Genomic DNA, 23,054 nt, shown 5'->3' on the forward strand with positions numbered 1-23,054 from the left:
AGCGCTCACGCAGCTCGTCCGTGTACTTCCTCGGAACAGGCATGACTCCACCCTTTCGTGGGATCAGACCCTCCACCAGACCCGGGGCGATTCAGCCGCTGCCGGAACAGGGCACCGGCCAGGCCGGTGCCGTCTCGGGTCGGGGCCAGCACGGCGCGGGCGACGGTGTCGGCGTGCTCGTGGTCGAGGTGGCCGGTGGCGTGGACGATCTGGGTGGCGCGTGCCATCGTGGTGACGCCCAGGGTGACCTGCTCGCGCAGGAACCCGGCCCGGGGCGCCGGGGCGATCGCCAGGTCCAGACGCAGCCCGACCTCGGACTCGCCGAGCCCGGTGGCGGCGACGACTTCCATGACGACCGCCTCGTGCACGGTCAGCGGAGTTCGGTCGGGCCAGGTCTGGGCGTGCCGGGCGTCCAGCTCGGCGGTGAATGCGGCGTGCATGCGGGCCAGCGCGTCGAGCTGACGAGCATCGGCCACGGCCTTCGCATGCTCCGTCAGCTCGAACGCGGCGAGCTCACCCGCGACGGCCGCCGCGAACGTCTCCGGCTCGTCGGTGGGCCCGAGGTCGTCCCGGACGTCCAGGTCGCGGCACTCGTCCATCAGCCAAGCCAGCGCCTGGTCGGCCCACGCCGCCGCCGAGCGCCGGCGCGCGTCCGGGGTGGTCAGCCCGGCCCCACGCATGACGAACTCGTGTCCGAACCGGGTCAGCAGGTCGTAGGTGAACGGTGGCATGCGCCCCTCCTTCCGCACCACCATTCGAACACGTGTTCGATCCAGAGGCAACCCACTCACGACAGCTGTGGATGACTTTCCCATCGGTCCACGTCGCGCCTCGGTGATCGGCGCCGGCTGCACGCCAGCGCTGCCCGGGCGATCCTGACCGTCTGTGCTGCAGGGCGTTCCGCGTGTGCCTCACACCACGCGCAGGAGGTTGACGACCTTCGTCACGCCGGGCACGGACCACGCGACATGGCAGGCCTGGTTCGACTCCGCCCAGGACCGCACCGTGCCTGTCAGGGTGATCTCGGTGCCCATAGACCCGACGTCGATGGTGTTGGCGTCGAGGTGGGCGTGACGCGCCAGGGCCTTTCGGACCTGTGTCGCGGCCTCGACGCATCCGGTCGAGCTCAGCTCCTCGGCGACAGGTGCCCCGAGGTCGTCGTAAAGGGTCTGACTCATACGTCCAGGCTCGACGTCGGCCCGGTGTCGTGCCAGGGTCCAAGGTCCCGCTCGTACGGCGGGACCTTCGACCCTGTCGGGCACACCGCAAGCCCGAAATCCTGAAGCATGGTCGACCAGATGCACCAGGGCGCTGCCGGGGAGGAAGCACACCCCGGCACACCCGCACTCACCGAGGTGCTCGACCAGCACGTCTGCTGGGACCTGCTGCGAAAGTGCCCGTTCGGGCGGCTCGCCGTGGTCGTCGACGGCGAGCCGGACATCTTTCCGGTGAACTACGTCGTCGACCACGGGACGATCGTGTTTCGGACCGACAGCGGGAGGAAGCTCTCGGCTGCCGCGGGGCGGCCCGTCGCCTTCGAGGTGGACGGCCACGACCCGGCGTATGCCGTCGTGTGGAGTGTCGTCGTGCGCGGAGTCGGTGCCGAGATCCGTGAGATGGACGAGGTGATCGAGGCGATGGAGCTGCCATTGACGCCGTGGCAGGAAGGCCGCAAAGCGCGCTTCATCAGGATCAGGCCGAGCGCCGTGACCGGCCGACGTATCCACAGCCAAGCCGGTCCGATCCAGTCGTCTCCGTGACGTGCCGGAGCATGTCCTTCGTTTGACAGCGCCGGACGCGCTCGTGCCCGTCAGATCGCGTACCCGATCGCGAGCCCGGCGCCGGCCGCCGCCACAGACCCGACAAGGGTCGCTGCGGCATACCCCAGTCCAGTGTTGCGACCTTCCGCGATCCACAGTCGAACGGTCTCTACGGAGGCCGTGCTGAACGTCGTGTACCCGCCGCAGAACCCGGTGCCGAGAACCGCCAGAACGGTGGCCTCGGTGGACTCCGGCGCTCTCAGCGTGAGCATGCCGGTCAGCAGGCCCAGCAGCAGCGACCCGGTGACGTTGATGAGCATGGTTCCCGACGGGACGCGGAACGGGTTGTGTCGCGCGATGAGGGCGTCGGCGAGGAACCTTGCCACAGCACCGAGTCCGCCGGCGAGGGCGAGCAGGAGCATCACCGGCGGGGCTCCGGTCGGACCCAGGAATGCCGTCCGACGCGACGTGCGACGACATACCCCGTGGCGGCCGCTCCGACGCCGAGGACAACGCTGCCGACCGCGTATGCAAGACCGATGAAATGCGTTGCAGGCGTGAGCCGTTGGACGGTCTCGACAGCGAACGTGCTGTAGGTCGTGAATCCGCCCAGCACGCCGGTTCCGATCGCGAGCCGCGCCCCGCGACGCCAGCCGGAGTCGGGACCGGTACGCGCGAGAGTCTCCAGCAGGAGCCCGAGCAGCAGCGACCCGGAGACGTTGATCGCCAGGGTCACCCATGGGACCCCGTCCGGAGCCGCGGGTGCGGCGTGCTCGAGGACGGCGCGGCACCAGGTGCCGAGCGTCCCGCCGACGAAGATGAGCGCGATCAGGCCCGGGTGTCGGTGCGGGGTCCGATGCCTGGCTGGCGCGTGCGCCTCCACCTGGTCGGGGTCGACACCACCGTCGTTCACTCCCACGGCGCCCGTCCCTCCCAGTCGACCACGCTGACGGGAACGACGAGCACCGGTCGGTGCTGCCGGTGCGACAGCTGCATCGACACGGACCCGTTGACGAAGTCGGCGACCCGGTGGTGACGTCCCACGTGAGTGCCGACGACGAATGCCGCGGCGTCGACCGCGCGTGCCAGGTGAGTCAGGGCGCGGTCGACCCGGCCCGCGAGATACCGGAAGTGCCAGGGGAACTCCTGTCCCGCCATCGACTCGGTGACCATCTGGACCAGCGCAGCCTCCCGTTCGGGCCACAGCTCGTCGTCGATGTCGGGGTCGATGGACAGGTGTCGGACGGTGCCATCCTCGAACTCGACGTCTGGATAGCGCGAGCCGTCGACATAGGCGAAGTAGAGCGCCGGCGCTCCGGTCGCGCGGGCCAGAGTGACGGCCGTCAGCGCGACGATCGGTGGCTGGTCGGGCACGACGCCTACGACGAGCGGGTGACCTGCGAAGTCGGTCAGTCGCGAGGGATGCGGCTGCGGTGGCACGCGCTCGTCGCCCATCGGTGAGTCTCCAGACACTCGGTGATGGGCACGGATGCCCTGCCCATCGTGCGCGACCACCGCTGGCCGCAGATGAACAGGAACCATCAGCCGGTCGGCGGTTCGGACACCACCGGTGTCCTGGCGGGATCCATCGCCGCGCACCACGATACCGGCGGGCCCGACGTAAGGCATTCGCCAGATGCGCGTGACCGTTCTTACGGCGACCGTCGAAGGTGTCACCACACCCCGGAAGCCACGGAGGCATCCATGCGCACGTCCACGCTGAGCCAGCCACACGGCATACGGCTTCTGTCTGCTCGAGGGAGGACTGCCCGCTCGGCCGGTCGAGCGGCAGCGCTCCTGCTCGGCGCCGACGTCGCCGGAGGTCTTCCTCTGGTGCGCCCGACGGCAACCTTCACCCGCGGCTCATGGGGCGGCGAGTACTTCCTCGGCGAGGCGACGGACCTGCCATGAGCCGCGACGCTCGCACAACGCACCACACTGGTCGCGCAGCTGCCACTGGAGCTGCTCTCGTCGTCTTCGGGTTGTCGGCATGCGCCGCGGCTCCCTCCCCGGGTGGATCGTCAGTGGCGCCCTCTTCGTCCAGGCGCACGTCACCGACGAGCCCGACGATGACCGGGTCGGGCTCCGTCGTGGAGCGGCTCGACACCAGCGGCCTCCCAGTCAGACAGGTGAAGCCCCTTGCCGTGGTCAAGACCGGATTCGACTTCGTGACGAGGCTTTCCGTGGCGGGCGACATGGTCTGGGCCTCGGCCGCGGAAGGCCTGGCGGTCATGGACCCGAAGACGAACAGGGCGGTCCGGATCAGCAGCCTGCCCGCCCAGACCAGCTACGGCCACGGACGCGTGCTCGTGACCAACTCGTTCGGCCGGAGTGTCGTTGCTCGCTACGACCCCGCGTCCCACAAGCAGCTCTGGGAGGTCCACGAGGAGGCGCCGTCAGGCGTGGCCATCCAGGGCGACCGTCTCTGGATCTCGAACTACACCAAGGGAACCGTCACGATTGCCGACGCCGCCACGGGCAAGACGGTCGGCACAGTGAAGGTCAGCGCGCCCAGCGGCACCGGTCCGTCCCAGCCGCTGCTCGTCGGGGACAAGGTGTGGGTCCGCGACTACTCGACCCACGAGATCATCGCGATCGACGTCAAGACACGCGCAGTGGGCCCCCGCGTCAAGGTGCCCGCCTCGATGAAGCTGTGTGTCAAGGCGATGGCCGCCTCGGGCTCGGTCCTCTGGGTGCCGGACTGCACGACCCTGCTCGCGCGCATCGACACCAGGACCGGCACGGCCTCGGTCGTGGACCTCGGGGCGGAGCCAGGGATGCCCCTGGTCACCGGCAAGGGGATCTGGGTGCCCCTCAGGAACCGGTTCATCCACTTCTCGGGTGCGGCACGTCCGGACCGCGCCGTAGAGGTGTGGGGCGCCGACTATGTCTTCGAGGCTGCGAGTGGCGGGGGAGCGCTGTGGGCCAACGAGGGTCACGGCACCCTCGCACGGCTTCCATCGCCGGACCAGTGGTGACTGCTGGCCGGGGGGCCCTGAGGGGGTAATGCAGCTCGGTGGGTAGGGGAGGGAGGACACACCCGAGACCGAGGAGTGGTTCCCTTGCAGGAGACGGTCAGCAGGTTCGTGGCCCTGGCCGTGTGGGCCGGGCTGGTGTGGCTCGTGCTCACGTGGTCGCTCGACCCGGAGCAGCTGGTCGCCGGTGGTCTGCTGGCCCTCGGCACCGCGCTCGCGATGACGCGCATCGGGCCGGTTGCCCGGCCGTGGCGCCTGATGCGGCCGCGTGTCCTCCTCGCGGCTGTGCGACTGGCGGGCGGCGTGACCGTCCGGATCGTCCGTGCGAACGTCTCACTCGCCCGGCGGATCTGGAAGCCCAGCCTGCCCCTCAGGTCCGGCATGATCGTCCTGCCAACAAGGCAGCGTGGTGATGCGGGGCTGGCAGGTGTGGGCCTGGTGACCTCGCTCATCGTCGACAACCAGATCGTCGACCTCGACCGCTCGGAGCACGTGCTGCAGTACCACGCCGTGGAAGTCCCCGAAGGGGACGAACAGACCCGCGTCGAGGCCGTCAACGGTCCGGTCGAGCGGTGGATCGACCGCCTGGAGCGCGGATGACTGCCCACATCGCTCTCGGGGTCTGTCTGGGTGAGCTCGTCGTCATCGCCCTGCTGCTCGTCCGTCTGGCGAAAGGCCCGTCGGTCGGAGACCGAATCGTGGCGGTGAACACCATCTCCACCCAAGCCGCGATCGCCGTTCTCTTCTACGCGGCATACGCCGACCGGACCATCTACCTCGACACGGCCATCTGGATGGTCTCGTTCAGCTATCTCGGTGCGCTCGTCTGGTCGAGGTACCTCGAGAGGGGCCTGCTGTGAAGGACATCGTCGTCCTCGCTCTCTGCGTTGTCGGTCTCTTCTTCTCGCTGAGCGGCGCGGTGGGAATCGTGCGGATGCCCGACGTGTACACGCGGCTGCAGTGCTCCACCAAGAACATCACGTTGGGCCTGCTGCCGATGCTGGTCGCGCTGGTCGTCATCGAAGGCGTCGACTCGGCCTACGCCAGCCGGGCCGTCCTCGTCACCGTGCTCGTGCTCGTGCTCAGCCCAGCGGCCAGCCACGCACTGGCGCGGGCGGCCTACAAGACCGGCGTGCCCATGTGGCGCGGCTCGGTCGTCGACGAACTGCGTGCCGGCACCGACGCAGCTGACCACGAGGGTCGACCATGACCGGGTTCTGGGCGCTCGACCTTCTTTGCCTCGCCGCCATCGTCGTGACTGCGGTCCTGGCCGTCTTCCAGCGCAACCTCAACGGCTCGGTCATGGCGCTGTCGGCGATGGGGACCGTGCTGGCGCTGCTCTTCGTGGTGCTCGCCGCGCCCGATGTGGCGCTGGCCGAGATCGTCGTCGGCACGGTCGCGATGCCAGTTCTCTACCTCATCGCGATCGGCAAGCTGCGCACCGTGGTGCGGGACAGTGGCGAGCTCGGTGACCCGCGGCCATCGTCGTCGAACCGGGAGGACCCCCGATGACCGAGCGAGAAGCCCGCGAACAGGCCGCGTCGGAGCCGCACACCCGTGCAGGCTGGCACCGGCCGGTGGTCGGAGGAGTCCTCGTGACGGCGGTTGCCGTGGTTCTCGTCATCGGCATGGTTGGACTACCCCCCGTGAATGCGCCGCTGCCACAGATCGCACGGCACGCCATCGACGTCGCACTCCCGCAGTGGGGACAGGTAGAGGTCGTCAGCGAGATCGTCTACGGGACAAGGGGGTTCGACACGTTCGGAGAGACCTTCCTCCTGCTGGCGGCCGTCGTAGCGGTCACGACCCTGACACGCCCACGTGAGCCGCGCGCGGAATATGTGGGCGAGGCGAGCGCCGGACGGCGCAGCCAGGAGGCACTCGACCCCAACGAGGCGACGGACTCGGCTGAGCAGCAAGCGCGTTCGGCCGAACGGGAGGAGGAGTCCGAGGACTCCAGACCCGCCGCTGAGAACGCCGACACCGAACCGCTCGGGACCCCGGCCCCCGAGCGGGCCGTCGCAATGACCGTGGTCGTGCGCGTGGCCGTCCGGGTGGCAGCGGTCCTGCTGGCGGTGGCCTCGGTGTACATGGCTGCTTGGGGCTACACGCCGGGCGGCGGGTTTCCCGCGGGTGCCGCGGTGATGGGTGTCGTCCTGCTGCTCTATACCGGCCTCGGGCACCGGGCGGTCCGGCGGGTCGTCAGGCCTTCGGTCATCGAGCCGGTCGAGCTCGCCGGGGCGGTCGCGATCGTCGTCATCGGAGTCTTGGGCCTGGTGCGGCAGGGGTCCTTGTTCGCAAACTTCCTCCCGCTTGCCGAACCGATGACGATCCGCGCCGGAGGAACCAACCAGCTGTACTCCGGCGCCGAGCTCGTCGAGGTGGCGACCGGGCTCACCATCGCCGTCTTCGGCCTCCTCGGCATGGGCCGGGACTGGCTCGTCCACGACAGCGACAACGGCGGCGCCTCGTGATCGTGGTCAACTACATCGGAGCAGCACTGCTCTTCTGTCTCGGCCTGTTCGCGGTGGTCACCCGACGGGACCTCGTCAAGATCGTGATGGGCCTGTCGATCATGGAGGCGTCCACCTACCTGCTCATCGTCTCCATGGCATACCGGAAAGGGTCGACGGCCCCGGTACTCGGCAACGGGCCGAACGGGATGACGCCGGAGCAGGTCGCAGCCCACGCGACGTTGGCGGACCCCGTCCTGCAGAACTTCTGCCTCACCGCGATCGTCATCGGCATCGCCGTGACTGCTGTGTTCCTCGCCGTCGCGGTCCGCGTCGCACAGCACCACCGCAGCGTGGACGCCGCCGACATGACCGCATTGCGCGGATGAGTGTCGACTCGCTCCTGCCGCTGCCCGTCGTCCTGCTGATCTGTGGGGCGATCGCCGCACCCCTGCTGTCGCGGGTCCACCGTCGGCTGCCGCTCGTCGTCGGCCTCGTGAGTCTGGCCGGTGCCGCCGCCGTGCTCGGCGTGATCGCGGCAACGGTGTATGCCGGCTCGGGCCAGGTCGTCTCGCACTTCCTCTCGGGGGAGGCACCCGTGAACGGGAACGCCCTCGGCATCTCCCTCGCCGCAGACCCGTTCGGAGTGACCTTCGCGCTGCTCACGGTGGGACTCGGTCTCGTCCTGCTGCTGTCAGCCCTGTCCGAGCTGGGTGACATCGGTCCTCGCGAGCTCGGTGGACTCACCTGCCTTCTGCTGCTGCTCCTCGCTGCCCTCGTCGGCGCCGCGCTCACGGCGGACAGCGTCAACCTCTTTGTGTGGTTCGAGGTCGCGGGCCTTGCGAGCTACGGCCTGACCGGCTTCTTCCTGGAACAGCCGACCGCGGTCGAGGCGGCCTTCAAGGTGGTGGTGCTGACGAGCATCGCCGGCTTCGTGATCTTTGTGGGCGTCGCGATGCTTTACACGACCGACCGCGCTTTGAACCTCGGTCAGCTCCATCGCGACCTGCCACCGGCCCTCCGGACGGTCGAGATCGTGGCCCTGGCCCTCGTGCTGTGCGGATTCGCCACGAAGGCAGGGGTGGTGCCGTTCCACACCTGGCTGCCAGACGCCCACGCCATGGTGCCGGGCGCGGTGTCAGCAGCGTTCTCGGGCCTCATGGTCTGCCTCGGCATCGTCGGGATCGTGCGGATGGCCCTGCTCGTCTTCGGTCCCGGCACGCCGCAGCTGCTCGGCCTGCTCACGGTCCTGGGCCTGACCACGGCGATCCTCGGCGCACTCATGGCGCTGGCACAGGACGACCTCAAGCGCCTCCTCGCGTGGGACACGGCGTCTCAGATGGGAATCCTGGTCGTCGGGTTCGCGAGTGCGACGCCGGAAGGCGTCACGGGCGCCGTCTATCACCTCGTCAACCACGGCCTCTTCAAGGCGCTGCTGTTCCTCTGTGCGGGTGCAGTGCTGCACTCCACGGGCCTGGTGAAACTCTCCGAGCTCGGTGGGCTGGCTCGTCGGCGGCCATTGCTGACAGCGGGGTTCACGGTTGGAGCGCTCGCCATCGCCGGCGTGCCGCCGCTCAACGGCTACGCCTCCCTCGGGCTCATCCACGCTGGACTCGACCACCAACCCGGCGTGCTCGTCCTCGCCCTCGTCGCGCAGGTGCTCACGGTGGCGGCGCTCGGGCGGGCGGCATACCTCGGCTTCTACCGTCGCAGGAGCGAGCCCTACGAGCACCTCGGACGTCAGCACCTCGGCATGAGGGTCAGCCTCATCGCGCTCGCGGTCGGCTGCGCCGCCTTCGGCCTCGTGCCCGGACTCGTCATCAGCCACGTCGCGTCGCCGGCGGCGTCGCTGCTGCTGCATCCCGAGGTGTATGCCGCCGGCGTCCTTTCCGGGTCAGCCGCCGTGCCGAACCTGGCTGCGGCGTTCGACTACGCCGGGACCCGCGACCTGGTCACCGCGGGCGTCGAGCTCGTCCTCGGTGTGGCAGTGGCAGCGGCATACGTCCGGTTCGGGGAGCCCCGGGCAGTCTCGTGGCTGCGCCGGGTCCACACCGGCTCCGTGAACGACTACGCCGCTGCGGCAGCCGCGGGAGTGGTTCTCGTGTCGGCCGTGCTCCTGCTCTGAGCGCGCCGACGAGGCGATGGCCTCTCCGGGCCTGCCGCGCTCCTGTCAGTTCTGGACGGCGGCGAAGGCCAGACAGGCGAGCACGAGAATCACGCTGGTGGCCAAGGCGATCCGGTTCAAGTAGACGTGGCGCACGCGCTCCTCCTCATTGCAGGCGGCAGGTTTCAGACCCAGTCGAAACGTTCGGTGTGGATGCGGTCGGGGGGCACGCCCAGACCGACAAGTGCGCTTTCGACGGCGGCGAGCATCGGGGTCGGGCCGCACGCGAAGAACTGGAATCGCCTGAAACCAGGGGGCAGGTGCCGGGCCAGGATGTCGGCGTCGAGGTATCCTGTCTCGCCCGTCCACTCGGGCGGCGGTTCCTCGAGGATGTGCACCACCGTCAGGTTGAGGCGGAAGGTAAGCGCGTCCACGCGGTCGCGGACGATCACGGTGTCCCAGGTGCGGTTGCCCGCGAACAACAGGACTGGCCGGACGTCGCCGCGGTCCGCCAGCGTCTCGAGCATGCTCAGGGCCGGCGCGATCCCGACCCCACCCGCGACGAGGCAGAAGCCGGCGCCTTCGTACTGGTCGATCGAGAACACGCCATGCGGGCCGTCGATATAGACCGCGGTCCCGGGCGTCACGGTTGCCACGCTCGCCGTGAAGTCGCCGGCGGCCTTGATGGCGACCTCGATGCTGCCCGGCGTCTCGGCGCTCGAGCAGAACGAGAACGGGTGCGACGTCACGGCGAACGGCGACCGGCCGACATTGATCCAGGCGAACTGGCCGGGCTCGAACCGCATCCCATCGTGGCCGTCCGGGCGCAGGGTGAGCACCGTCGTCTGGTCGCGTTCCGGCGTGACCCTGTCCACCGTCCAGGGGCGTCGACGGAGGCGCAGCGGACGAAGCACTCGCACCCACATGAGCAGCCCGACGAATGCCGCTGTCATGACCGCCCACAGCGCCCGCTTCCACACGGTGTCGACGTAGTAGTCGACGAGCAGGATGTGGACAAGAGCGGCCACCACGGCGACCACTGCCAGGACGGTGTGCAGGACCTGCCAGACCTCGTAGGACAGCCGGAGCCGACGGCGCCACACCGAGGTGGCGACGAGCACGACAAGAGCGCCCGCCGCGATGGCACCGACCACCACCAGGGCTGGCGTGTTGCTCGGCGTGAACGGGTTTGCCTGGCTCCAGTCGGCGGAGAGTGCGACATGGACGAGGACGAAGACCAGGCCCGTGTACCCGATCTGACGGTGAAAGTCGATCACCGCATCGGTGCCGAAGGGCTCCGCGACGGACCGGACCCTGGCCACGAGAGCGAACTCGATCCCCATCAGCGCCAGCCCGACGAATCCGAGCGCCACCGAGAAGTCGGTCCAGAAGCCCTGTCCGGGCCGGTCGGTGCTCATGAGCGCGAAGACGAGCGGCGCCACACAGATCCCGATGAACACACCCAGCCAGGCGATCCCACGCACGACCGACGTCATCACGACCTCATCTCTGGTCCGGGGGAGCCTGGGTGCACCCGACCCATTGTGCTTGATTGGGGCCACTCATCTGGGGTACGTGGAGCGCATGATCGTGCATGTCGCCGGCTTCTCGAGGGTGTCGTCCTCGACACCACCTCCCGCCCCACCGCCTCAGACCACGCCGCCGACCTGCCGTTGGGACCCGATACCGAGGCGCGGCGCCCACTCGACGTAGATTCGGGCGTTGACCTCGCTCAGGCTGCTGGCTCAGGCTCCTCGGGGAGGCGGCCTCCCGTGACAAGCTCGTTGGCCAGGTCTCGCACCTTGACGTTCTCGTTCTGAGAGATCCGGCGAAGGTAGTTGAACGCCGAGTCGGCATCCAGGTGGTAGCGCTCCATGAGGATGCCGACCGCCTGTCCGATGCGTTGCCGGGTGAGCATGGCCAGCTCCAGATGCTCGGCCTTGTTGGCCAGCATCACGGTCGCGGAAGCATGGGACGCGAAGATCTCGGCCATGGCCACGGTCTCGGGACGGATGCGTGCCGACCTCGACGCGTAGATGCACAGGGCGCCGATGACGCGACCCTCCCACGTCAGCCGGATCGCCACGGCCACCGTCATGCCCAGCGCTCGGGCGCGTGGGATGAACTCGACCCACCGGTCGAGCGGCGCCTCACGCATGGCCACCATCTCGTAGGTCGAGCGAGACAGCACATCGATGAGCGGACCTTCATTCAAGGTCAGCTGGATCTCGCCAAGGTGACGGGCGAGGTCATCCGAGGCTGCCATGGTGCGTGGCCGGCCTTCGTCGTCGATGAGGGCGATGGCGACGTGCTCGACGCCTGGGATCGCCTCAGCGCACGTAGCGAGGGCTGTCTCGACAGCCCTGATGCTGTCCGGCCCGCCGAACCGGTGCGGCGGCGCAGACGGGGTGATGGTGGGCAAAGGCTCTGTGGTTCGCAGAACGGACGTCACGATGTGTGGCCTCCTCGGCGGGCGAGCGTTACCCAGCGCTTTGAGCTCACTCGTTGGTGGCTACCGGCCGGTGCAGCACCGTCAGACCACTGTGCCCTCACCTGAGGCTACACCCGCGGGGTCACGCCGGGCTTTCGCGCGCTGGGCACATTCGCGCCCGTGGCTAGGCCGTGAGCGTGCCGAACTGTGAGTGCTCCCAGCAGACCTGGTCGAGGACCTGTCGGTCACGTTCGGACATCGACCAGGCACCGTGCAGATACGCGTCGAACTCCATGAACGAGACCTCCCCGCTGTACGCCAGGAAGGCGAGCCAGAGGTCGTGGACGCCTACCGAGCCCTCACTGACCCAGTCGAGCAGGTCGTGGGCCAGCGGTGTGACAGCGGACGCCGGTACGAGCCGTGCCGGCAACGCCGGCGGCTGGTTGACCGAGGGGAGGCCGGCGCGCCGCAGGGCCTGGTGCACCTGGGTCCGGACCTGCAGGTTGCCGAGGCGTTTCTCGGCGGCTCGAGCGCGCTGGATCGCCTCGGCCAGTCGCTGGTTCGCTCGTGTGACGTGCTCGAACCGGCTGACGACCGTGCCGTCCTCGAACTCCGCCAGGCGGTTGCGGCACTCGACTGCACGCTCGCCCGCGGCGGTTGCGGCTGGCCCCAGTGCTCCTGTGTCGCCGGTATGCGACCCCATCGACCCAGTATGGCCCAACTGGCGGCTGCACGCAGCGCGCTGCGTGCCGACAGCACGTCCGCGGGACTAGGCTGAGAAGGTCAGCAAGAGCGGTCCGCGGTGGGGCGTGGTGCACTCCGACAAGGAGCATGATGACGATCCAGGATCCGTCCCGCAGCCGGCGCGATGTGGTGGTTGTCGGCGCGTCCGCAGGGGGTGTGGAAGCCCTGCGCGCGCTCGTCGCCAGCTTGCCGCCGGACCTGCCGGCGACGGTCATCGTGGTCCTCCACGTCCCGTCCTACGGACGCAGCGTGCTGCCACGGATCCTCGAGCGGTCCGGGCCGCTGCCGGCGCGGCACGTCGACGACGCCGCGCAGCTGGTCGAAGGGGAGATTCTCGTGGCCCCTCCCGACAGGCACCTCGTGGTCCTCGACTCCCATGTTCGCGCCACACTGGGCCCCCGCGAGAACGGTCATCGCCCCGCCATCGATGTCCTGTTCCGCTCGGCGGCTCGCGCCCTCGCACATCGGGTGATCGGTATCGAGCTGTCCGGGGTGCTCGACGACGGCGCCGCCGGCATGTGGACCATCAAGAACCGCGGAGGCATCGCGATCGTCCAGGATCCGTCCGACTGCCTCTACCCCGAGATGCCCCAGAGTGTCCTGTCGATCCTCGAGCCCGACCATGTGGTGCGTGCCTCGGAGATCGGCAGGCTGCTCAACGACCTGTGCAGGGAGGACTTCGCGGCGCCGCTGGTCGCGCCTCCGTCGGCCTTGCTCAGAGCCGAGACAGACATGGCCCAGTTGGAGGATGCTGCCATGGATTCTGTGGACCGGCCCGGTACCGCCGCTGGATTCTCGTGCCCCGACTGCGGGGGCACCCTGTTCGAGATCGTCGAGGGCGGGGTCACCCGATATCGCTGTCGCGTGGGCCATGCCTGGACGACCAAGGGTCTGCTCGGCGAGCAGTCGGTCCAGCTGGACACGGCTCTCTGGATCGCCTTGCGCACACTCGAGGAGAAGGCGGCCCTGGCAGCGCAGCTGGCGGAACGAGCGACGGAGCGCGGTAGCGCGCTGACAGCGCGCCGGTTCGAGACGCAAGCATCGGACGCCCTCGACGCAGCCGGCAAGGTCCGGGAGCTGATCGAGTCACGGCCCGACATGACGGTGGAGCTGATCGATGAGTGACACGAACGAGCACACGGAAGAGCTGGCCAGCAGCCCGGACGAGGGCGATGGCGCGGAGACGCTCGAGTCGGCCGGGGCCGACCAGCTGGCGGCCGACGGCGTCGTGTTCGAGCGGTTGCTGGAGTACCTCAGGGACGTCAGGGGTTTCGACTTCACCGGCTACAAACGCCCCAGCCTCTTCAGGCGAGTTCGCCACCGGATGCACGCCGTCGGCTTCGACACGTTCGTTGAGTATCAGGACTACCTCGAGGTCAACCCGGACGAGTTCATCCCGCTGTTCAACACGATCCTCATCAATGTGACGAGCTTCTTCAGGGACCGTGACTCCTGGGAGCACCTGAGCAACCGCATCATCCCGACCATGCTGGAGACGGCCGACCGCGAGATCCGGGTGTGGAGCGCGGGTTGCGCCGGCGGCCAGGAGGCATACAGCCTCGCCATGGTGCTGACCGAGGCGATGGGCCTGGAGCAGTTCCGTGAGCGCGTCAAGATCTATGCCACCGACGTCGACGAGGACGCCCTTGCCTACGCCCGCGCGGCCACGTACACCGAGCGCGAGATGCACAGCGTCCCGGACGAGCTCAGCGAGAAGTACTTCGAGGCGGGTCCCCAAGGGATGGTGTTCCGTCAGGACCTGCGCCGCTCGGTGATCTTCGGGCGCAACGACCTCACGCGCGATGCTCCGATCTCCAGGATCGACCTGCTCACATGCCGGAACACGTTGATGTACTTCAACGCGGAGACGCAGTCCCGCATCCTGTCCCGGCTCGCGTTCGCCCTGAAGCCAGAGGGCACGCTGCTGCTCGGCAAGGCCGAGATGCTGCTCAACCACACCGACACGTTCATCCCGGTCGACCTCAAGCGGCGCCTGTTCCGTCGGGGCGCGGTCCCTGCCGTCGACCCGCAGCTCATCGCCCGCCACGCGGCCCCGGTGATGCGCTTCGCCGTGCCCGATGCCTTGCAGAGCCTGCGCAGCGACGCGTTCGCTGCCGCACCGATGGCGCAGCTGGTCATCGACGGTCACGGCACTCTCGCCATGATCAACGAGTCAGCGAAGGCCCTGACGAAGCTCGCCGACTCGGACATCGGCCGCCGCTTCCTCGATCTCGACCTCTCGTTCCGGCCGGTCGAGCTCCGGTCGACGCTGCAGGAGACCCGCGAGAGCCGTCAGCCGCGCCGCGTGCGTGGGGTTCGCTGGAACAAGGTCGAGGCCGAGCTCTACGTCGACATCGAGCTCGTGCCGCTCGTCGACATCCGCGAGGGGTATGCCGGCACGCTGCTGGCCTTCACGGACGTGACGCGATACCAGCAGGTCCACCACGAGCTCGAACAGACCACGAAGCAGCTGCAGGCAGCCTCGGAGGAGCTCCAGTCGACCAACGAGGAGCTCGAGACGACGAACGAGGAGCTCCAGTCCACCGTCGAGGAGCTCGAGACGACGAACGAGGAGCTCCAGTCGACCAACGAGGAGCTCGAGACCATGAACGAGGAGCTCCAGTCGATGAACGACGAGCTCCAGGGCGCCAACGAGGAGCTGCGTGACCGAAGCGGTGAGCTGAGCCAGCTCAACGACTTCATGGAGTCGATCCTCAGCAGCATGAAGTCGGCAGTCATCGTCCTCGACCGGGAGTTCACGGTTCAGACGTGGAACAAGAACGCCCACGAGCTGTGGGGCGTGCGTGCCGACGAGGCCGTCGGCTCACACCTGCTCAGCCTGGACTTCGGCCTTCCGATGGATGCTCTGAAGCCAGTGCTGCGATCGGTCCTCAACGACTCGGACCAGGCACAGCACCTCGCCATCGACGCGATCAACCGTCGCGGGCGACCGGTGGGCCTCAGCATCACCGTGGCGCCGCTCCTGTCACGCGGCACCTCGACCGGCGTGCTCCTCGTGATGGACGCCGAGCCCAGAGACTGACGCCGCATCCACGGGAGCCGGAGCTAGTCCTCCTCGGCGCCCAGGCTGCGGTCCCGGTGGGCGGCCTCGCGGTCGTCCCGGGCCGCTCGACGGTGCGCCTCAGCCTCCGCGAGCAGCGCTGTGGAGTCGGGCTCGGTCGCCCGGATCGCCTGTGCCTCCTTGGCGGCCGCCGCCCGATCGTGCGCGATGGCCGCCCGGTCGTGTGCGAGGCCCGAGCGTGTGTGAGCGGACTTCGCCCGCCACAGCGAGAGCGCGGCCGAGCGGGTCGCCTCACGGACGTCGTCATCGGTCGATCCTGTGCCGGACAGCAGTCGCTCGAGCCGCTCGGCCAGCTGTCGCGCCCGTTCACCAGCGGCCTCAGCTGCCGCGCGGGCCGCCTGATCCACCCACCCAGTCTAGTGTTCCGTGCTGCCAGACCGGCCGGCTATGGAATGTCGCCCGGGCCTTGCTGGGGCGCCGGCCCCGAGCATCCGGGTCGACCTCAGGGACGCTCCGGTCGGCCTCACGTCCAGGACCACGCCTGAGCGTGGCATGGTGGGCAGGCGCCGCCAGGACCACCCGAGGTCCTGGCCGTTGGACGGGCTGGTGTCCAGCAGGGCAAGCCGCGATGCCGTGAGCGAGAGCAGGCCGACGGTGACGAGCTCGCCGGGGCAGCGATGCCCGCTCTCGGGCCGGCCGCCTCCTTGTGGGACGAGGTGGTCGCTCCACTCGGCCCCTGTGCCGAGGAACCTCGTCGGGTCGAAGGTGTGCGGCTGCGCCCACGAACCGTGGTCGCGGTTGCTCGCCACGACTTCGAGCAGCACCCGGCGTCGCGCCGGGACGGCGACACCGGCATACGTCGTGGGCCGTGACGTCACGGCGGCGAGCATGGGCACGAACGGGGCTAGGCGGCGTACCTCCTGGGCGAACGCCGTGGCGAGCGGCCCGGAGAGGGTGCCGCCGCGCTCGCGGACCTCGTCGCGCAAGCGGTCTCGCCAGTCCGGGTGCTGCAGCAGCTCGACCGCGGCGAACGATGCGAGCCTCGCGACCGCGACAGCCGGTCGCAGGATGTTGAGCAGCTCGACTCCGGCGGTGTGAGCGTCAAGCAGCTGGCCGTGCTCGTCGGTCTGGATGGCGACGCGCTCGAGCACGGAGCTCGGCGGGGGAGTGCGCGTGCCGTCTCGGACCTCGGTGACCAGCCGGGTGGCTCACCTGTCGCACACGATGCGTTGCCGGTATGCCGTGGCGTACGCGAGGCCAGGAGTGCCCAGACCGTCGACGATGCGCGCCATACCGACCGCTCGGCGCAGTTCGGCCGGTGGGCGCTCCTCGATCCCGGCCCAACCGATGACTGCCCTGCCGTATGCCGCCACCGCGGTGTCGTAGACGCAGCCCCGGCCCGAGGCCTGCCAGGTGTCCAGCGCCTGCGCGAGCAGCACGTCGGCTCGCTGGAGCAGCACGTCGACGCGTTGCTGGTCCATGAGCAGGTCCACGAACATCGCCTTGCGATGGCTGTGCGCCGCGCCGTCGAGGCTGTGCACCGCGAGGTCGACGACATCGGGCACGGCGTGCTCCCATCCAGTAGGCGGTTGCGCCTCACCTACCCGATGCCGGTCATCGGAAACCGGGATCCCAGCGTCAGCGACTCGCGCGTTTGTCGGCGGCGTTCGGGGTAGGTGCAGGACTGACCGACTTGTCCCGACCGAGGAGGGACCGTGTCCACACACCACACCGCGACCGCGCCTGACCAGACGGACGGCCCGACGTGATCCAGGCCATCGGCCCGAGCTGGCTCGACCCGGCCACGCTCCTCACGCGCTTCGGAGGCGCGTTCATCTGGGTCAGTGCGGCGTTCGTGTTCATCGAGTGTGGGCTGCTCTTCCCGTTCCTGCCGGGCGACTCCCTCCTGTTCGCCGTCGGCCTGTTCATCGCAGGGAACAAGCTGCACCTGTCGGTGCTCGTCGCGATCGTGCTGCTCTTCGCGGCGGCCATCCTGGGCAACGCCGCGGGGTACGAGATCGGGCGTGCTGCCGGGCCGGCGCTCTACCGCCGGTCGGGGAAGGTCCTCAAGGCCGAGCATCTGGAGCGGTCACACAGCTTCTTCGAGCGGCATGGCAGCAAGGCGCTCGTCCTCGGACGCTTCGTCCCGATCGTCCGTACGTTCGTCACCGTCGTCGCGGGGGTGAGCCGCATGGACCGCCGGCACTTCCTGGCGTGGTCGGCGGTGGGGGCCGCGCTCTGGGTGACGGTCCTGACGTTGCTCGGGTACTTCCTCGGGCAGAGCTTCCCGGTGCTTCAGGACCGCATCGACATCGTCGTCATCGGCCTCGTGGCCCTGTCCCTCGTCCCGGTAGCGGTGGAGTGGTGGCGCCACCGCCGGGCGCGCAGCAGCGGTCACTGAGGCCAGGCCGGCCCAGGTACCGGATCCGGCCCCGGCCCGGGCGGAAGCGGCTCCGGAACCGGGTCGGGCCCCGGCACCGGTATCGGGTCCGGCACCGGATCCGGACCTGGCCCTGGCATCGGGTTCGGCCCTGGCCCCGGCTCTGGTGGCCCGACGGGACGCTCGGGAATCGGCGGGATGGTCTGCCGCGGCGGGGGAGTGCTGGTGTGGACGGGTGTGATGCTCATGAGGTTCGCCTACCCCGTGCGTATGCCGCTCAACACCGTTCGCGGCTCGAGCTGCCGGTTCACCGACCCCTGGAAGAACGCCGGAGTGACCGGGCGAGCAGCACAGCGCCGCCCGCCATCGCGCCCAGAGCCCCGGTCACGCCCAGGGCGCCGTGGTGCTGTGATGCCCACACCTGGGCGGAGCGCGACTCTGCACGGTCGTCGAACCGCCCATCCGTCCCGAAGTCCTGGCCGGAGTCGGCTGGCTCGAAGATGTTCTCGGGCGAGTCCGGGTCGCGTGGCTCGGAAGTCTGCTGCGAGTCATAGCCCGTTCGCGCAAGGTAGCGGTCGAGCAGCCCGGGCGCCACGGCGTTCGCGATCAGGGTCGCAGCCGTGCTGCCGCCCACCCAATACTCCCGTCGACGCGGGTGGTCGGCGGCATACACGACGGCTCGACCCGCGACCTCCGGCTGGTAGATCGGCGGCACTGGCTGCGGACGGCGGGGCAGGCGAGAACGCACCCAGGTGAACTGCGGGGTGTTGACGGCCGGAAGCTGGACCATCGTGACACGCACCGGGCTCCTGTCGTGCAGCAGCTCGCAACGCAGCGCCTCGTGGAAACCCTGGATCGCGTGCTTCGAGCCGCAGTAGGCCGACTGCAGCGGGATCCCCCGGTACGCGAGCGCGGAGCCGACGTGCACGATGGTGCCGCTGCCGCGTTCCTTCATCCGGGGCAGGACGGCCATCGTCGCGAAGACGTACCCGAGGTAGCTGACCTCGGTGACGCGACGGAACTCGTCCGGCTTGATCTCGTCGAAGGGCGCGAAGACCGAGGTGAAGGCGACGTTCACCCACACGTCGATCGGGCCGAGGACGTCCTCGATGTGTGCGACCGCGTCCCGGACCTGTGCCTCGTCTGCGACGTCGGCGGGCACGGCCAGGGCGGTGCCCCCGGCCGCCTCCACCTCGCGCGCGGCCGCGTCCAGTCCGGCCTCTCCGCGGGCGACGAGTGCGACGCGGTCCCCACGGCGACCGAACTCGACCGCGGCCGCGCGGCCGACCCCGCCGGACGCACCCGTGACGGCGACGACAGGTGGACGGCCCTCACCCGACCGGGCACTGACTGTTGGTTGCATGGGCGTACCTCCTTTCCCGATCGGGTACCCGGCTGGCGCTCGGAACAAACGCCGAGGCCGGCCCGGCCCCGCGTGTGCAGACTCGTCATGGCGGGTAGGCACGTGGTGTGAGCCGATCGACCCGCGAGCCAACCGGACATCGCGTCGACCCTTCGGTGCACGTCCTGCGGGAGTACTCCCTCGTCGCAGACGGCCGGCGTGGCGCCGTGATCGGACCGCGCGGCGACATCGCGTGGCTCTGTGTGCCCGACTGGGACTCGGAGCCCGTGTTCTCCACGCTCATCGCGGGGGAGGGGACCTATGCCGTCACCCCGACGGACACCCCGTTCGTCTGGGGCGGCTACTACGACGCGAACACCCTTATCTGGAACGACCGCTGGACCACCACCCACCAGTTCGTCGAATGCCGAGAGGCGCTGGCGTACCCGGGTGACGAGCACCGCACCGTCGTCCTGCGACGCGTACGGGCCATCGATGGGGCAGCCCAGGTCAGCGTCACCCTCGACGCCCGGGCCGGCTTCGGCCAAGCCGTGGCGTCCGACGTCCACGTCGACGACTGCGGCACCTGGACCGCGCGCGTCGGCTCCATCCACATGCGCTGGAGCGGGGCCGGGCAGGGAGTCCGGCGGGACGAGGACGGAGCCCTCCACGCAGTCGTCCACGTGCCCGATGGCGGGCACCACGACCTCGTCCTGGAGCTGTCCGACCAGCCGCTTCCGTCGCGCCTGCCCGATCCTGGCGTGCTGTGGGAGCAGACCGAGAAGGCTTGGGGCGCAGCGGTTCCCGAGATCACCGGCACCATGGCGGACGGCGACGCCAGCCATGCGTATGCCGTGCTGCGCGGTCTCACCACGCCGGGGGCCGGCATGGTGGCAGCCGCGACGATGTCGCTGCCGGAGCGCGCCGAAGCCGGCCGCAACTACGACTACCGCTACGCGTGGATCCGCGACCAGGCGTATGCCGGGGTGGCCGTGGCAACGCTCGGACCGCACCCGCTGCTCGACGACGCGACGCATTTCATCACCGAACGGCTGCTCGGCGACGGCGCGAAGCTGGCCCCTGCCTACACCGTCCGCGGCGGGCCGATCCCAGACGAGCAACGGATCGACCTGCCCGGATACCCCGGCGGCGCTGACATCGTCGGCAACAAGGTGGGCCACCAGCTCCAGCTCGACGCGTTCGGAGAGTCACTGATCCTGCTGGCAGCGGCTGCACAGCATGACCACCTCGAGCGGGACGGATGGGCCGCAGTCGAGATCGCAGTCCGGGCCGTCGCCGATCGCTGGCCCGAGGCGGACGCCGGCATCTGGGAGCTCGACGACCACCGTTGGGCGCATTCGAGACTCAGCTGCGTCGCCGGGCTCCGCGCCGTCGCCCGCCACGGGCCGCGCCAGCAGAGTGCGACCTGGAGCGCGCTCGCGGACCGGATCCTCACGTCCGTGCGGGCAGACTGCACGCACTCCTCGGGGCGCTGGCAACGCGCCCCCGACGACGCCCGCGTCGACGCCGCCCTGCTCCTGCCGGCGGTCCGTGGGGCCGTCCCCTTGTCCGACCCACGCAGCGAGGCGACCCTTACGGCAGTCCTCGACGAGCTCGCCGACGACTACTACCTGTACCGGTTCCGTCAGGACGTCGGGCCCCTTGCAGATGCCGAGGGCGCCTTCCTGCTGTGCGGGTTCATCGCCGCCCTCGCCGAGCACCAGCAGGGCCGGATGGTCGAGGCGGCGCGCTGGTTCGAGCGCAACCGCGCCTCGTGCGGCCCACCCGGCCTGCTGGCCGAGGAGTACGACGTCGTCCAGCGCCAGATCCGAGGCAACCTCCCGCAGGCGTTCGTGCACGCGCTGCTGCTGGAGTCCGCAGTGGTCCTGGCCTCGGACCCACCGGCATAGCCGCCTGATCACTCACCCCAGCAGGCGTATGCCGTCCACGTCACACCGCGCAGCCGGCATAGCCGCCCCGTGGCGGGGTAGGGGGCTGTCGTAGGGCTGAACCCGAATGCACACACAGTAGGCAAAGGAGGCGCCGGTATGGCGACCCTGGTCGGAGACTATGTACTTCAGCGGCTGCGAGAGTGGGGAGTGGAGAAGGTCTTCGCCTACCCCGGCGACGGCATCAACGGGATCCTCGCGGCGTGGGGTCGGGCCGACAACCAGCCGCAGTTCGTCCAGTCGCGGCACGAGGAGATGTCCGCCTTCGAGGCCGTCGGATATGCCAAGTTCAGCGGCACGTTCGGCGTGTGCATGGCGACGTCGGGGCCCGGAGCGATCCACCTGCTCAACGGGCTCTACGACGCCAAGCTCGACCATGTCCCGGTCGTGGCCATCGTCGGTCAGACGAACCGCACCGCGATGGGCGGTGCCTACCAGCAGGAGGTCGACCTCCAGAGCCTCTACAAGGACGTGGCGAGCGAGTACGTCCAGACCGTAATGGTGCCCGAGCAGCTGCCCAACGTCATCGACCGCGCGATCCGCATCGCGCTGGCGGAACGGGCTCCGACCGCCGTCATCATCCCTGCTGACGTGCAGGAGCTCGAGTACACCGCGCCCACCCACGCCTTCAAGATGGTGCCCTCGAGCGTCGGCGTCGAGTGGCCCCGTCCTGCAGCCGACGACGACGCTGTGGCTCGCGCTGCTGAGATCCTCAATGCCGGCAAGCGCGTCGCGATCCTGGCCGGCGCCGGGGCCAGAGGCGCCCGCGACGAGGTCATCGAGGTCGCCGAGATTCTCGGCGCCGGCGTCGCGAAGCCACTGCTCGGCAAGGACGTGCTGCCCGACGACCTGGCGTTCGTGACCGGTTCCATCGGCCTGCTCGGGACGCGACCGAGCTACGAGCTGATGCAGAACTGCGACACGCTACTGACGATCGGCTCCAACTTCCCCTACACCCAGTTCCTTCCGGAGCTCGGCCAGGCGAAGGCCGTCCAGATCGACATCGACGGCAAGTTCATCGGCATGCGCTACCCCTACGACGTCAACCTCGTCGGCGACGCAAAGGCCACCCTAAGGGCACTGATCCCGCGGCTGACGCGGCAGACGGACCGCTCCTGGCGAGAGGACCTCGAGTCCAACGTCCAGCGCTGGTGGGAGACGATGGACCGCGAGGCGGAGGTCGACGCCAACCCAGTCAACCCGCTGAAGCTCTTCACCGAGCTGTCAAAGCGCTTGCCGCACAACGCGATCGTCACGGCCGATGCCGGCTCGTCGGCGAACTGGTATGCCCGGCATCTGCGCTTCGGCGGCGAGGTCCGCGGCTCCCTGTCCGGCACGCTCGCAACGATGGGCGCGGCGGTGCCATACGCGATCGGCGCCAAGTTCGCCTACCCAGACCGGCCGGTCATCGCCTTCGCCGGTGACGGCGCGATGCAGATGAACGGCCTTGCCGAGCTGCTGACCATCAAGAGGTACTGGGAGCAGTGGGCCGACCCACGGCTGGTGGTCGCAGTGCTGCACAACAACGACCTCAACCAGGTCACCTGGGAGATGCGGGCAATGCAGGGAGCGCCGAAGTTCGTCGAGTCCCAGCAGCTTCCGGACATGGACTATGCATACGTCGCTCGCGGCTTCGGCCTCGATGCGATCACGGTCGAGCAGGGCGACGACCTCGCGGCTGCCTGGGAGCAGGCGCTCACCGCTCGCCGACCCACCGTGCTCGACGTGCACACCGACCCCAACGTCCCACCCATCCCGCCGCACGCCAGCTTCGACCAGGTCAAGTCCATGGTCGAGTCCGTGGCCAAGGGTGACGAGAACGCCTGGGACGTCATCCGGGAGGGCGTCAAGACCAAGGTGCAGGAGTTCATCCCGCACCGCGGCAAGTGATCCC

Annotated in this window: 27 protein-coding genes and 1 riboswitch; of the genes, 15 read left to right on the top strand and 12 right to left on the bottom strand. The window is 69.3% G+C overall.

Annotated features, from left to right (window positions below):
- Positions 1 to 5: 5 nt before the first annotated feature.
- Positions 6 to 731: a hypothetical protein gene (locus ACWEOW_RS22625; protein ID WP_452271505.1), complete on the bottom strand. Its 726-nt coding sequence runs from the start codon at positions 729 to 731 to the stop codon at positions 6 to 8.
- A 180-nt stretch (positions 732 to 911) separates the two neighbouring features.
- Positions 912 to 1,178: a BON domain-containing protein gene (locus ACWEOW_RS22630; protein WP_452271506.1), complete on the bottom strand. Its 267-nt coding sequence runs from the start codon at positions 1,176 to 1,178 to the stop codon at positions 912 to 914.
- A gap of 108 nt (positions 1,179 to 1,286) precedes the next feature.
- On the opposite strand from ACWEOW_RS22630, the gene ACWEOW_RS22635 reads away from it, so the two are divergent.
- On the top strand, positions 1,287 to 1,760 hold the full coding sequence (locus tag ACWEOW_RS22635) for a pyridoxamine 5'-phosphate oxidase family protein (protein ID WP_452271507.1): 474 nt from the start codon (positions 1,287 to 1,289) through the stop codon (positions 1,758 to 1,760).
- Between the two features lie 50 nt (positions 1,761 to 1,810).
- Here ACWEOW_RS22635 and ACWEOW_RS22640 read toward each other — a convergent pair whose 3' ends face one another.
- Genes ACWEOW_RS22640 through ACWEOW_RS22650 form a run of 3 tightly spaced genes read right to left on the bottom strand, consistent with a single transcriptional unit; the run spans position 1,811 to position 3,215 of the window.
- A complete protein-coding gene (locus ACWEOW_RS22640) occupies positions 1,811 to 2,182 on the bottom strand; it encodes a fluoride efflux transporter FluC (RefSeq protein WP_452271575.1) in 372 nt (123 codons plus the stop codon).
- Positions 2,182 to 2,679 (bottom strand): fluoride efflux transporter FluC, encoded by a 498-nt coding sequence (locus ACWEOW_RS22645; protein ID WP_452271508.1) that lies wholly within the window; start codon positions 2,677 to 2,679, stop codon positions 2,182 to 2,184. The genes ACWEOW_RS22640 and ACWEOW_RS22645 overlap by 1 nt, the downstream gene beginning before the upstream one ends.
- A complete protein-coding gene (locus tag ACWEOW_RS22650) occupies positions 2,670 to 3,215 on the bottom strand; it encodes a universal stress protein (RefSeq protein WP_452271509.1) in 546 nt (181 codons plus the stop codon). Before ACWEOW_RS22650 ends, ACWEOW_RS22645 begins: the two co-directional genes overlap by 10 nt.
- 70 nt (positions 3,216 to 3,285) lie before the next feature.
- Positions 3,286 to 3,362, bottom strand: a riboswitch (Fluoride riboswitch).
- Between the two features lie 102 nt (positions 3,363 to 3,464).
- On the opposite strand from ACWEOW_RS22650, the gene ACWEOW_RS22655 reads away from it, so the two are divergent.
- From ACWEOW_RS22655 to ACWEOW_RS22695, 9 genes are all read left to right on the top strand, one after another.
- On the top strand, positions 3,465 to 3,671 hold the full coding sequence (locus ACWEOW_RS22655) for a hypothetical protein (RefSeq protein ID WP_452271510.1): 207 nt from the start codon (positions 3,465 to 3,467) through the stop codon (positions 3,669 to 3,671).
- Positions 3,672 to 3,829: 158 nt separating this feature from the next.
- Complete coding sequence (locus ACWEOW_RS22660; protein ID WP_452271511.1) at positions 3,830 to 4,738, top strand: YncE family protein; 909 nt, start codon at positions 3,830 to 3,832, stop codon at positions 4,736 to 4,738.
- An 84-nt stretch (positions 4,739 to 4,822) separates the two neighbouring features.
- Positions 4,823 to 5,335 carry a Na+/H+ antiporter subunit E gene (locus tag ACWEOW_RS22665; RefSeq protein ID WP_452271512.1) on the top strand — a complete coding sequence of 171 codons (513 nt, stop codon included), beginning with the start codon at positions 4,823 to 4,825 and terminating at the stop codon, positions 5,333 to 5,335.
- On the top strand, positions 5,332 to 5,595 hold the full coding sequence (locus ACWEOW_RS22670) for a monovalent cation/H+ antiporter complex subunit F (protein ID WP_452271513.1): 264 nt from the start codon (positions 5,332 to 5,334) through the stop codon (positions 5,593 to 5,595). The genes ACWEOW_RS22665 and ACWEOW_RS22670 overlap by 4 nt, the downstream gene beginning before the upstream one ends.
- Positions 5,592 to 5,945 (top strand): monovalent cation/H(+) antiporter subunit G, encoded by a 354-nt coding sequence (gene mnhG / locus ACWEOW_RS22675; RefSeq protein WP_452271514.1) that lies wholly within the window; start codon positions 5,592 to 5,594, stop codon positions 5,943 to 5,945. The genes ACWEOW_RS22670 and mnhG overlap by 4 nt, the downstream gene beginning before the upstream one ends.
- Positions 5,942 to 6,247 (top strand): Na(+)/H(+) antiporter subunit B, encoded by a 306-nt coding sequence (locus ACWEOW_RS22680; RefSeq protein WP_452271515.1) that lies wholly within the window; start codon positions 5,942 to 5,944, stop codon positions 6,245 to 6,247. Before mnhG ends, ACWEOW_RS22680 begins: the two co-directional genes overlap by 4 nt.
- Positions 6,244 to 7,209 (top strand): MnhB domain-containing protein, encoded by a 966-nt coding sequence (locus ACWEOW_RS22685; protein WP_452271516.1) that lies wholly within the window; start codon positions 6,244 to 6,246, stop codon positions 7,207 to 7,209. Before ACWEOW_RS22680 ends, ACWEOW_RS22685 begins: the two co-directional genes overlap by 4 nt.
- A gap of 2 nt (positions 7,210 to 7,211) precedes the next feature.
- Positions 7,212 to 7,577 carry a sodium:proton antiporter gene (locus ACWEOW_RS22690; protein ID WP_452271517.1) on the top strand — a complete coding sequence of 122 codons (366 nt, stop codon included), beginning with the start codon at positions 7,212 to 7,214 and terminating at the stop codon, positions 7,575 to 7,577.
- Positions 7,574 to 9,313 carry a complex I subunit 5 family protein gene (locus ACWEOW_RS22695; protein WP_452271518.1) on the top strand — a complete coding sequence of 580 codons (1,740 nt, stop codon included), beginning with the start codon at positions 7,574 to 7,576 and terminating at the stop codon, positions 9,311 to 9,313. Before ACWEOW_RS22690 ends, ACWEOW_RS22695 begins: the two co-directional genes overlap by 4 nt.
- 164 nt (positions 9,314 to 9,477) lie before the next feature.
- On the opposite strand, the gene ACWEOW_RS22700 is transcribed toward ACWEOW_RS22695, so the two are convergent.
- The 3 genes from ACWEOW_RS22700 to ACWEOW_RS22710 all read right to left on the bottom strand — a co-directional run bounded on the left by ACWEOW_RS22700 (position 9,478) and on the right by ACWEOW_RS22710 (position 12,426).
- Positions 9,478 to 10,788: a ferredoxin reductase family protein gene (locus tag ACWEOW_RS22700; protein WP_452271519.1), complete on the bottom strand. Its 1,311-nt coding sequence runs from the start codon at positions 10,786 to 10,788 to the stop codon at positions 9,478 to 9,480.
- A 236-nt stretch (positions 10,789 to 11,024) separates the two neighbouring features.
- On the bottom strand, positions 11,025 to 11,744 hold the full coding sequence (locus ACWEOW_RS22705; RefSeq protein ID WP_452271520.1) for an ANTAR domain-containing protein: 720 nt from the start codon (positions 11,742 to 11,744) through the stop codon (positions 11,025 to 11,027).
- A gap of 163 nt (positions 11,745 to 11,907) precedes the next feature.
- Entirely contained in the window at positions 11,908 to 12,426 is a 519-nt protein-coding gene (locus ACWEOW_RS22710; protein WP_452271521.1) for a hypothetical protein, read from the bottom strand.
- Between the two features lie 131 nt (positions 12,427 to 12,557).
- Here ACWEOW_RS22710 and ACWEOW_RS22715 point away from each other — a divergent pair, with 131 nt between their 5' ends.
- Positions 12,558 to 13,592 (top strand): chemotaxis protein CheB, encoded by a 1,035-nt coding sequence (locus ACWEOW_RS22715; RefSeq protein ID WP_452271522.1) that lies wholly within the window; start codon positions 12,558 to 12,560, stop codon positions 13,590 to 13,592.
- Entirely contained in the window at positions 13,585 to 15,510 is a 1,926-nt protein-coding gene (locus ACWEOW_RS22720) for a CheR family methyltransferase (protein ID WP_452271523.1), read from the top strand. The genes ACWEOW_RS22715 and ACWEOW_RS22720 overlap by 8 nt, the downstream gene beginning before the upstream one ends.
- 23 nt (positions 15,511 to 15,533) lie before the next feature.
- Here the strand turns inward: ACWEOW_RS22720 and ACWEOW_RS22725 are convergent, their stop codons facing one another.
- The 3 genes from ACWEOW_RS22725 to ACWEOW_RS22735 are packed head-to-tail and all read right to left on the bottom strand — an operon-like array spanning position 15,534 to position 17,054.
- Positions 15,534 to 15,896: a hypothetical protein gene (locus ACWEOW_RS22725; RefSeq protein ID WP_452271524.1), complete on the bottom strand. Its 363-nt coding sequence runs from the start codon at positions 15,894 to 15,896 to the stop codon at positions 15,534 to 15,536.
- A gap of 9 nt (positions 15,897 to 15,905) precedes the next feature.
- Positions 15,906 to 16,640 carry a cytochrome P450 gene (locus tag ACWEOW_RS22730; protein ID WP_452271525.1) on the bottom strand — a complete coding sequence of 245 codons (735 nt, stop codon included), beginning with the start codon at positions 16,638 to 16,640 and terminating at the stop codon, positions 15,906 to 15,908.
- Between the two features lie 57 nt (positions 16,641 to 16,697).
- The gene (locus tag ACWEOW_RS22735; protein ID WP_452271526.1) at positions 16,698 to 17,054 is read right to left on the bottom strand and encodes a hypothetical protein; all 357 of its coding nucleotides are present in this window, start codon (positions 17,052 to 17,054) and stop codon (positions 16,698 to 16,700) included.
- 200 nt (positions 17,055 to 17,254) lie between these two features.
- Here ACWEOW_RS22735 and ACWEOW_RS22740 point away from each other — a divergent pair, with 200 nt between their 5' ends.
- On the top strand, positions 17,255 to 17,890 hold the full coding sequence (locus tag ACWEOW_RS22740) for a DedA family protein (RefSeq protein WP_452271527.1): 636 nt from the start codon (positions 17,255 to 17,257) through the stop codon (positions 17,888 to 17,890).
- Positions 17,891 to 18,176: 286 nt separating this feature from the next.
- Here the strand turns inward: ACWEOW_RS22740 and ACWEOW_RS22745 are convergent, their stop codons facing one another.
- A complete protein-coding gene (locus ACWEOW_RS22745; RefSeq protein WP_452271528.1) occupies positions 18,177 to 19,232 on the bottom strand; it encodes an SDR family oxidoreductase in 1,056 nt (351 codons plus the stop codon).
- A 107-nt stretch (positions 19,233 to 19,339) separates the two neighbouring features.
- Here ACWEOW_RS22745 and ACWEOW_RS22750 point away from each other — a divergent pair, with 107 nt between their 5' ends.
- Together ACWEOW_RS22750 and ACWEOW_RS22755 are read left to right on the top strand one after the other, a co-directional pair.
- On the top strand, positions 19,340 to 21,121 hold the full coding sequence (locus tag ACWEOW_RS22750; protein ID WP_452271529.1) for a glycoside hydrolase family 15 protein: 1,782 nt from the start codon (positions 19,340 to 19,342) through the stop codon (positions 21,119 to 21,121).
- Positions 21,122 to 21,259: 138 nt separating this feature from the next.
- Positions 21,260 to 23,050: a thiamine pyrophosphate-requiring protein gene (locus tag ACWEOW_RS22755; protein ID WP_452271530.1), complete on the top strand. Its 1,791-nt coding sequence runs from the start codon at positions 21,260 to 21,262 to the stop codon at positions 23,048 to 23,050.
- The last annotated feature ends 4 nt before the right edge of the window (positions 23,051 to 23,054 follow it).

It is taken from the genome of Monashia sp. NPDC004114, assembly GCF_053603855.1.

Bases quoted from the DNA above. Each gene is read 5' to 3' on its own strand.
- ACWEOW_RS22715 (WP_452271522.1), top strand. From the start codon at position 12,558: ATGACGATCCAGGATCCGTCCCGCAGCCGGCGCGATGTGGTGGTTGTC.
- ACWEOW_RS22635 (WP_452271507.1), top strand. From the start codon at position 1,287: ATGGTCGACCAGATGCACCAGGGCGCTGCCGGGGAGGAAGCACACCCC.
- ACWEOW_RS22745 (WP_452271528.1), bottom strand. From the start codon at position 19,232: ATGCAACCAACAGTCAGTGCCCGGTCGGGTGAGGGCCGTCCACCTGTC.
- ACWEOW_RS22655 (WP_452271510.1), top strand. From the start codon at position 3,465: ATGCGCACGTCCACGCTGAGCCAGCCACACGGCATACGGCTTCTGTCT.
- ACWEOW_RS22640 (WP_452271575.1), bottom strand. From the start codon at position 2,182: ATGCTCCTGCTCGCCCTCGCCGGCGGACTCGGTGCTGTGGCAAGGTTC.
- ACWEOW_RS22685 (WP_452271516.1), top strand. From the start codon at position 6,244: ATGACCGAGCGAGAAGCCCGCGAACAGGCCGCGTCGGAGCCGCACACC.
- ACWEOW_RS22680 (WP_452271515.1), top strand. From the start codon at position 5,942: ATGACCGGGTTCTGGGCGCTCGACCTTCTTTGCCTCGCCGCCATCGTC.
- ACWEOW_RS22710 (WP_452271521.1), bottom strand. From the start codon at position 12,426: ATGGGGTCGCATACCGGCGACACAGGAGCACTGGGGCCAGCCGCAACC.
- ACWEOW_RS22670 (WP_452271513.1), top strand. From the start codon at position 5,332: ATGACTGCCCACATCGCTCTCGGGGTCTGTCTGGGTGAGCTCGTCGTC.
- ACWEOW_RS22625 (WP_452271505.1), bottom strand. From the start codon at position 731: ATGCCACCGTTCACCTACGACCTGCTGACCCGGTTCGGACACGAGTTC.
- ACWEOW_RS22700 (WP_452271519.1), bottom strand. From the start codon at position 10,788: ATGACGTCGGTCGTGCGTGGGATCGCCTGGCTGGGTGTGTTCATCGGG.
- ACWEOW_RS22720 (WP_452271523.1), top strand. From the start codon at position 13,585: ATGAGTGACACGAACGAGCACACGGAAGAGCTGGCCAGCAGCCCGGAC.
- ACWEOW_RS22630 (WP_452271506.1), bottom strand. From the start codon at position 1,178: ATGAGTCAGACCCTTTACGACGACCTCGGGGCACCTGTCGCCGAGGAG.
- ACWEOW_RS22650 (WP_452271509.1), bottom strand. From the start codon at position 3,215: ATGGGCGACGAGCGCGTGCCACCGCAGCCGCATCCCTCGCGACTGACC.
- ACWEOW_RS22660 (WP_452271511.1), top strand. From the start codon at position 3,830: ATGACCGGGTCGGGCTCCGTCGTGGAGCGGCTCGACACCAGCGGCCTC.
- ACWEOW_RS22755 (WP_452271530.1), top strand. From the start codon at position 21,260: ATGGCGACCCTGGTCGGAGACTATGTACTTCAGCGGCTGCGAGAGTGG.
- ACWEOW_RS22695 (WP_452271518.1), top strand. From the start codon at position 7,574: ATGAGTGTCGACTCGCTCCTGCCGCTGCCCGTCGTCCTGCTGATCTGT.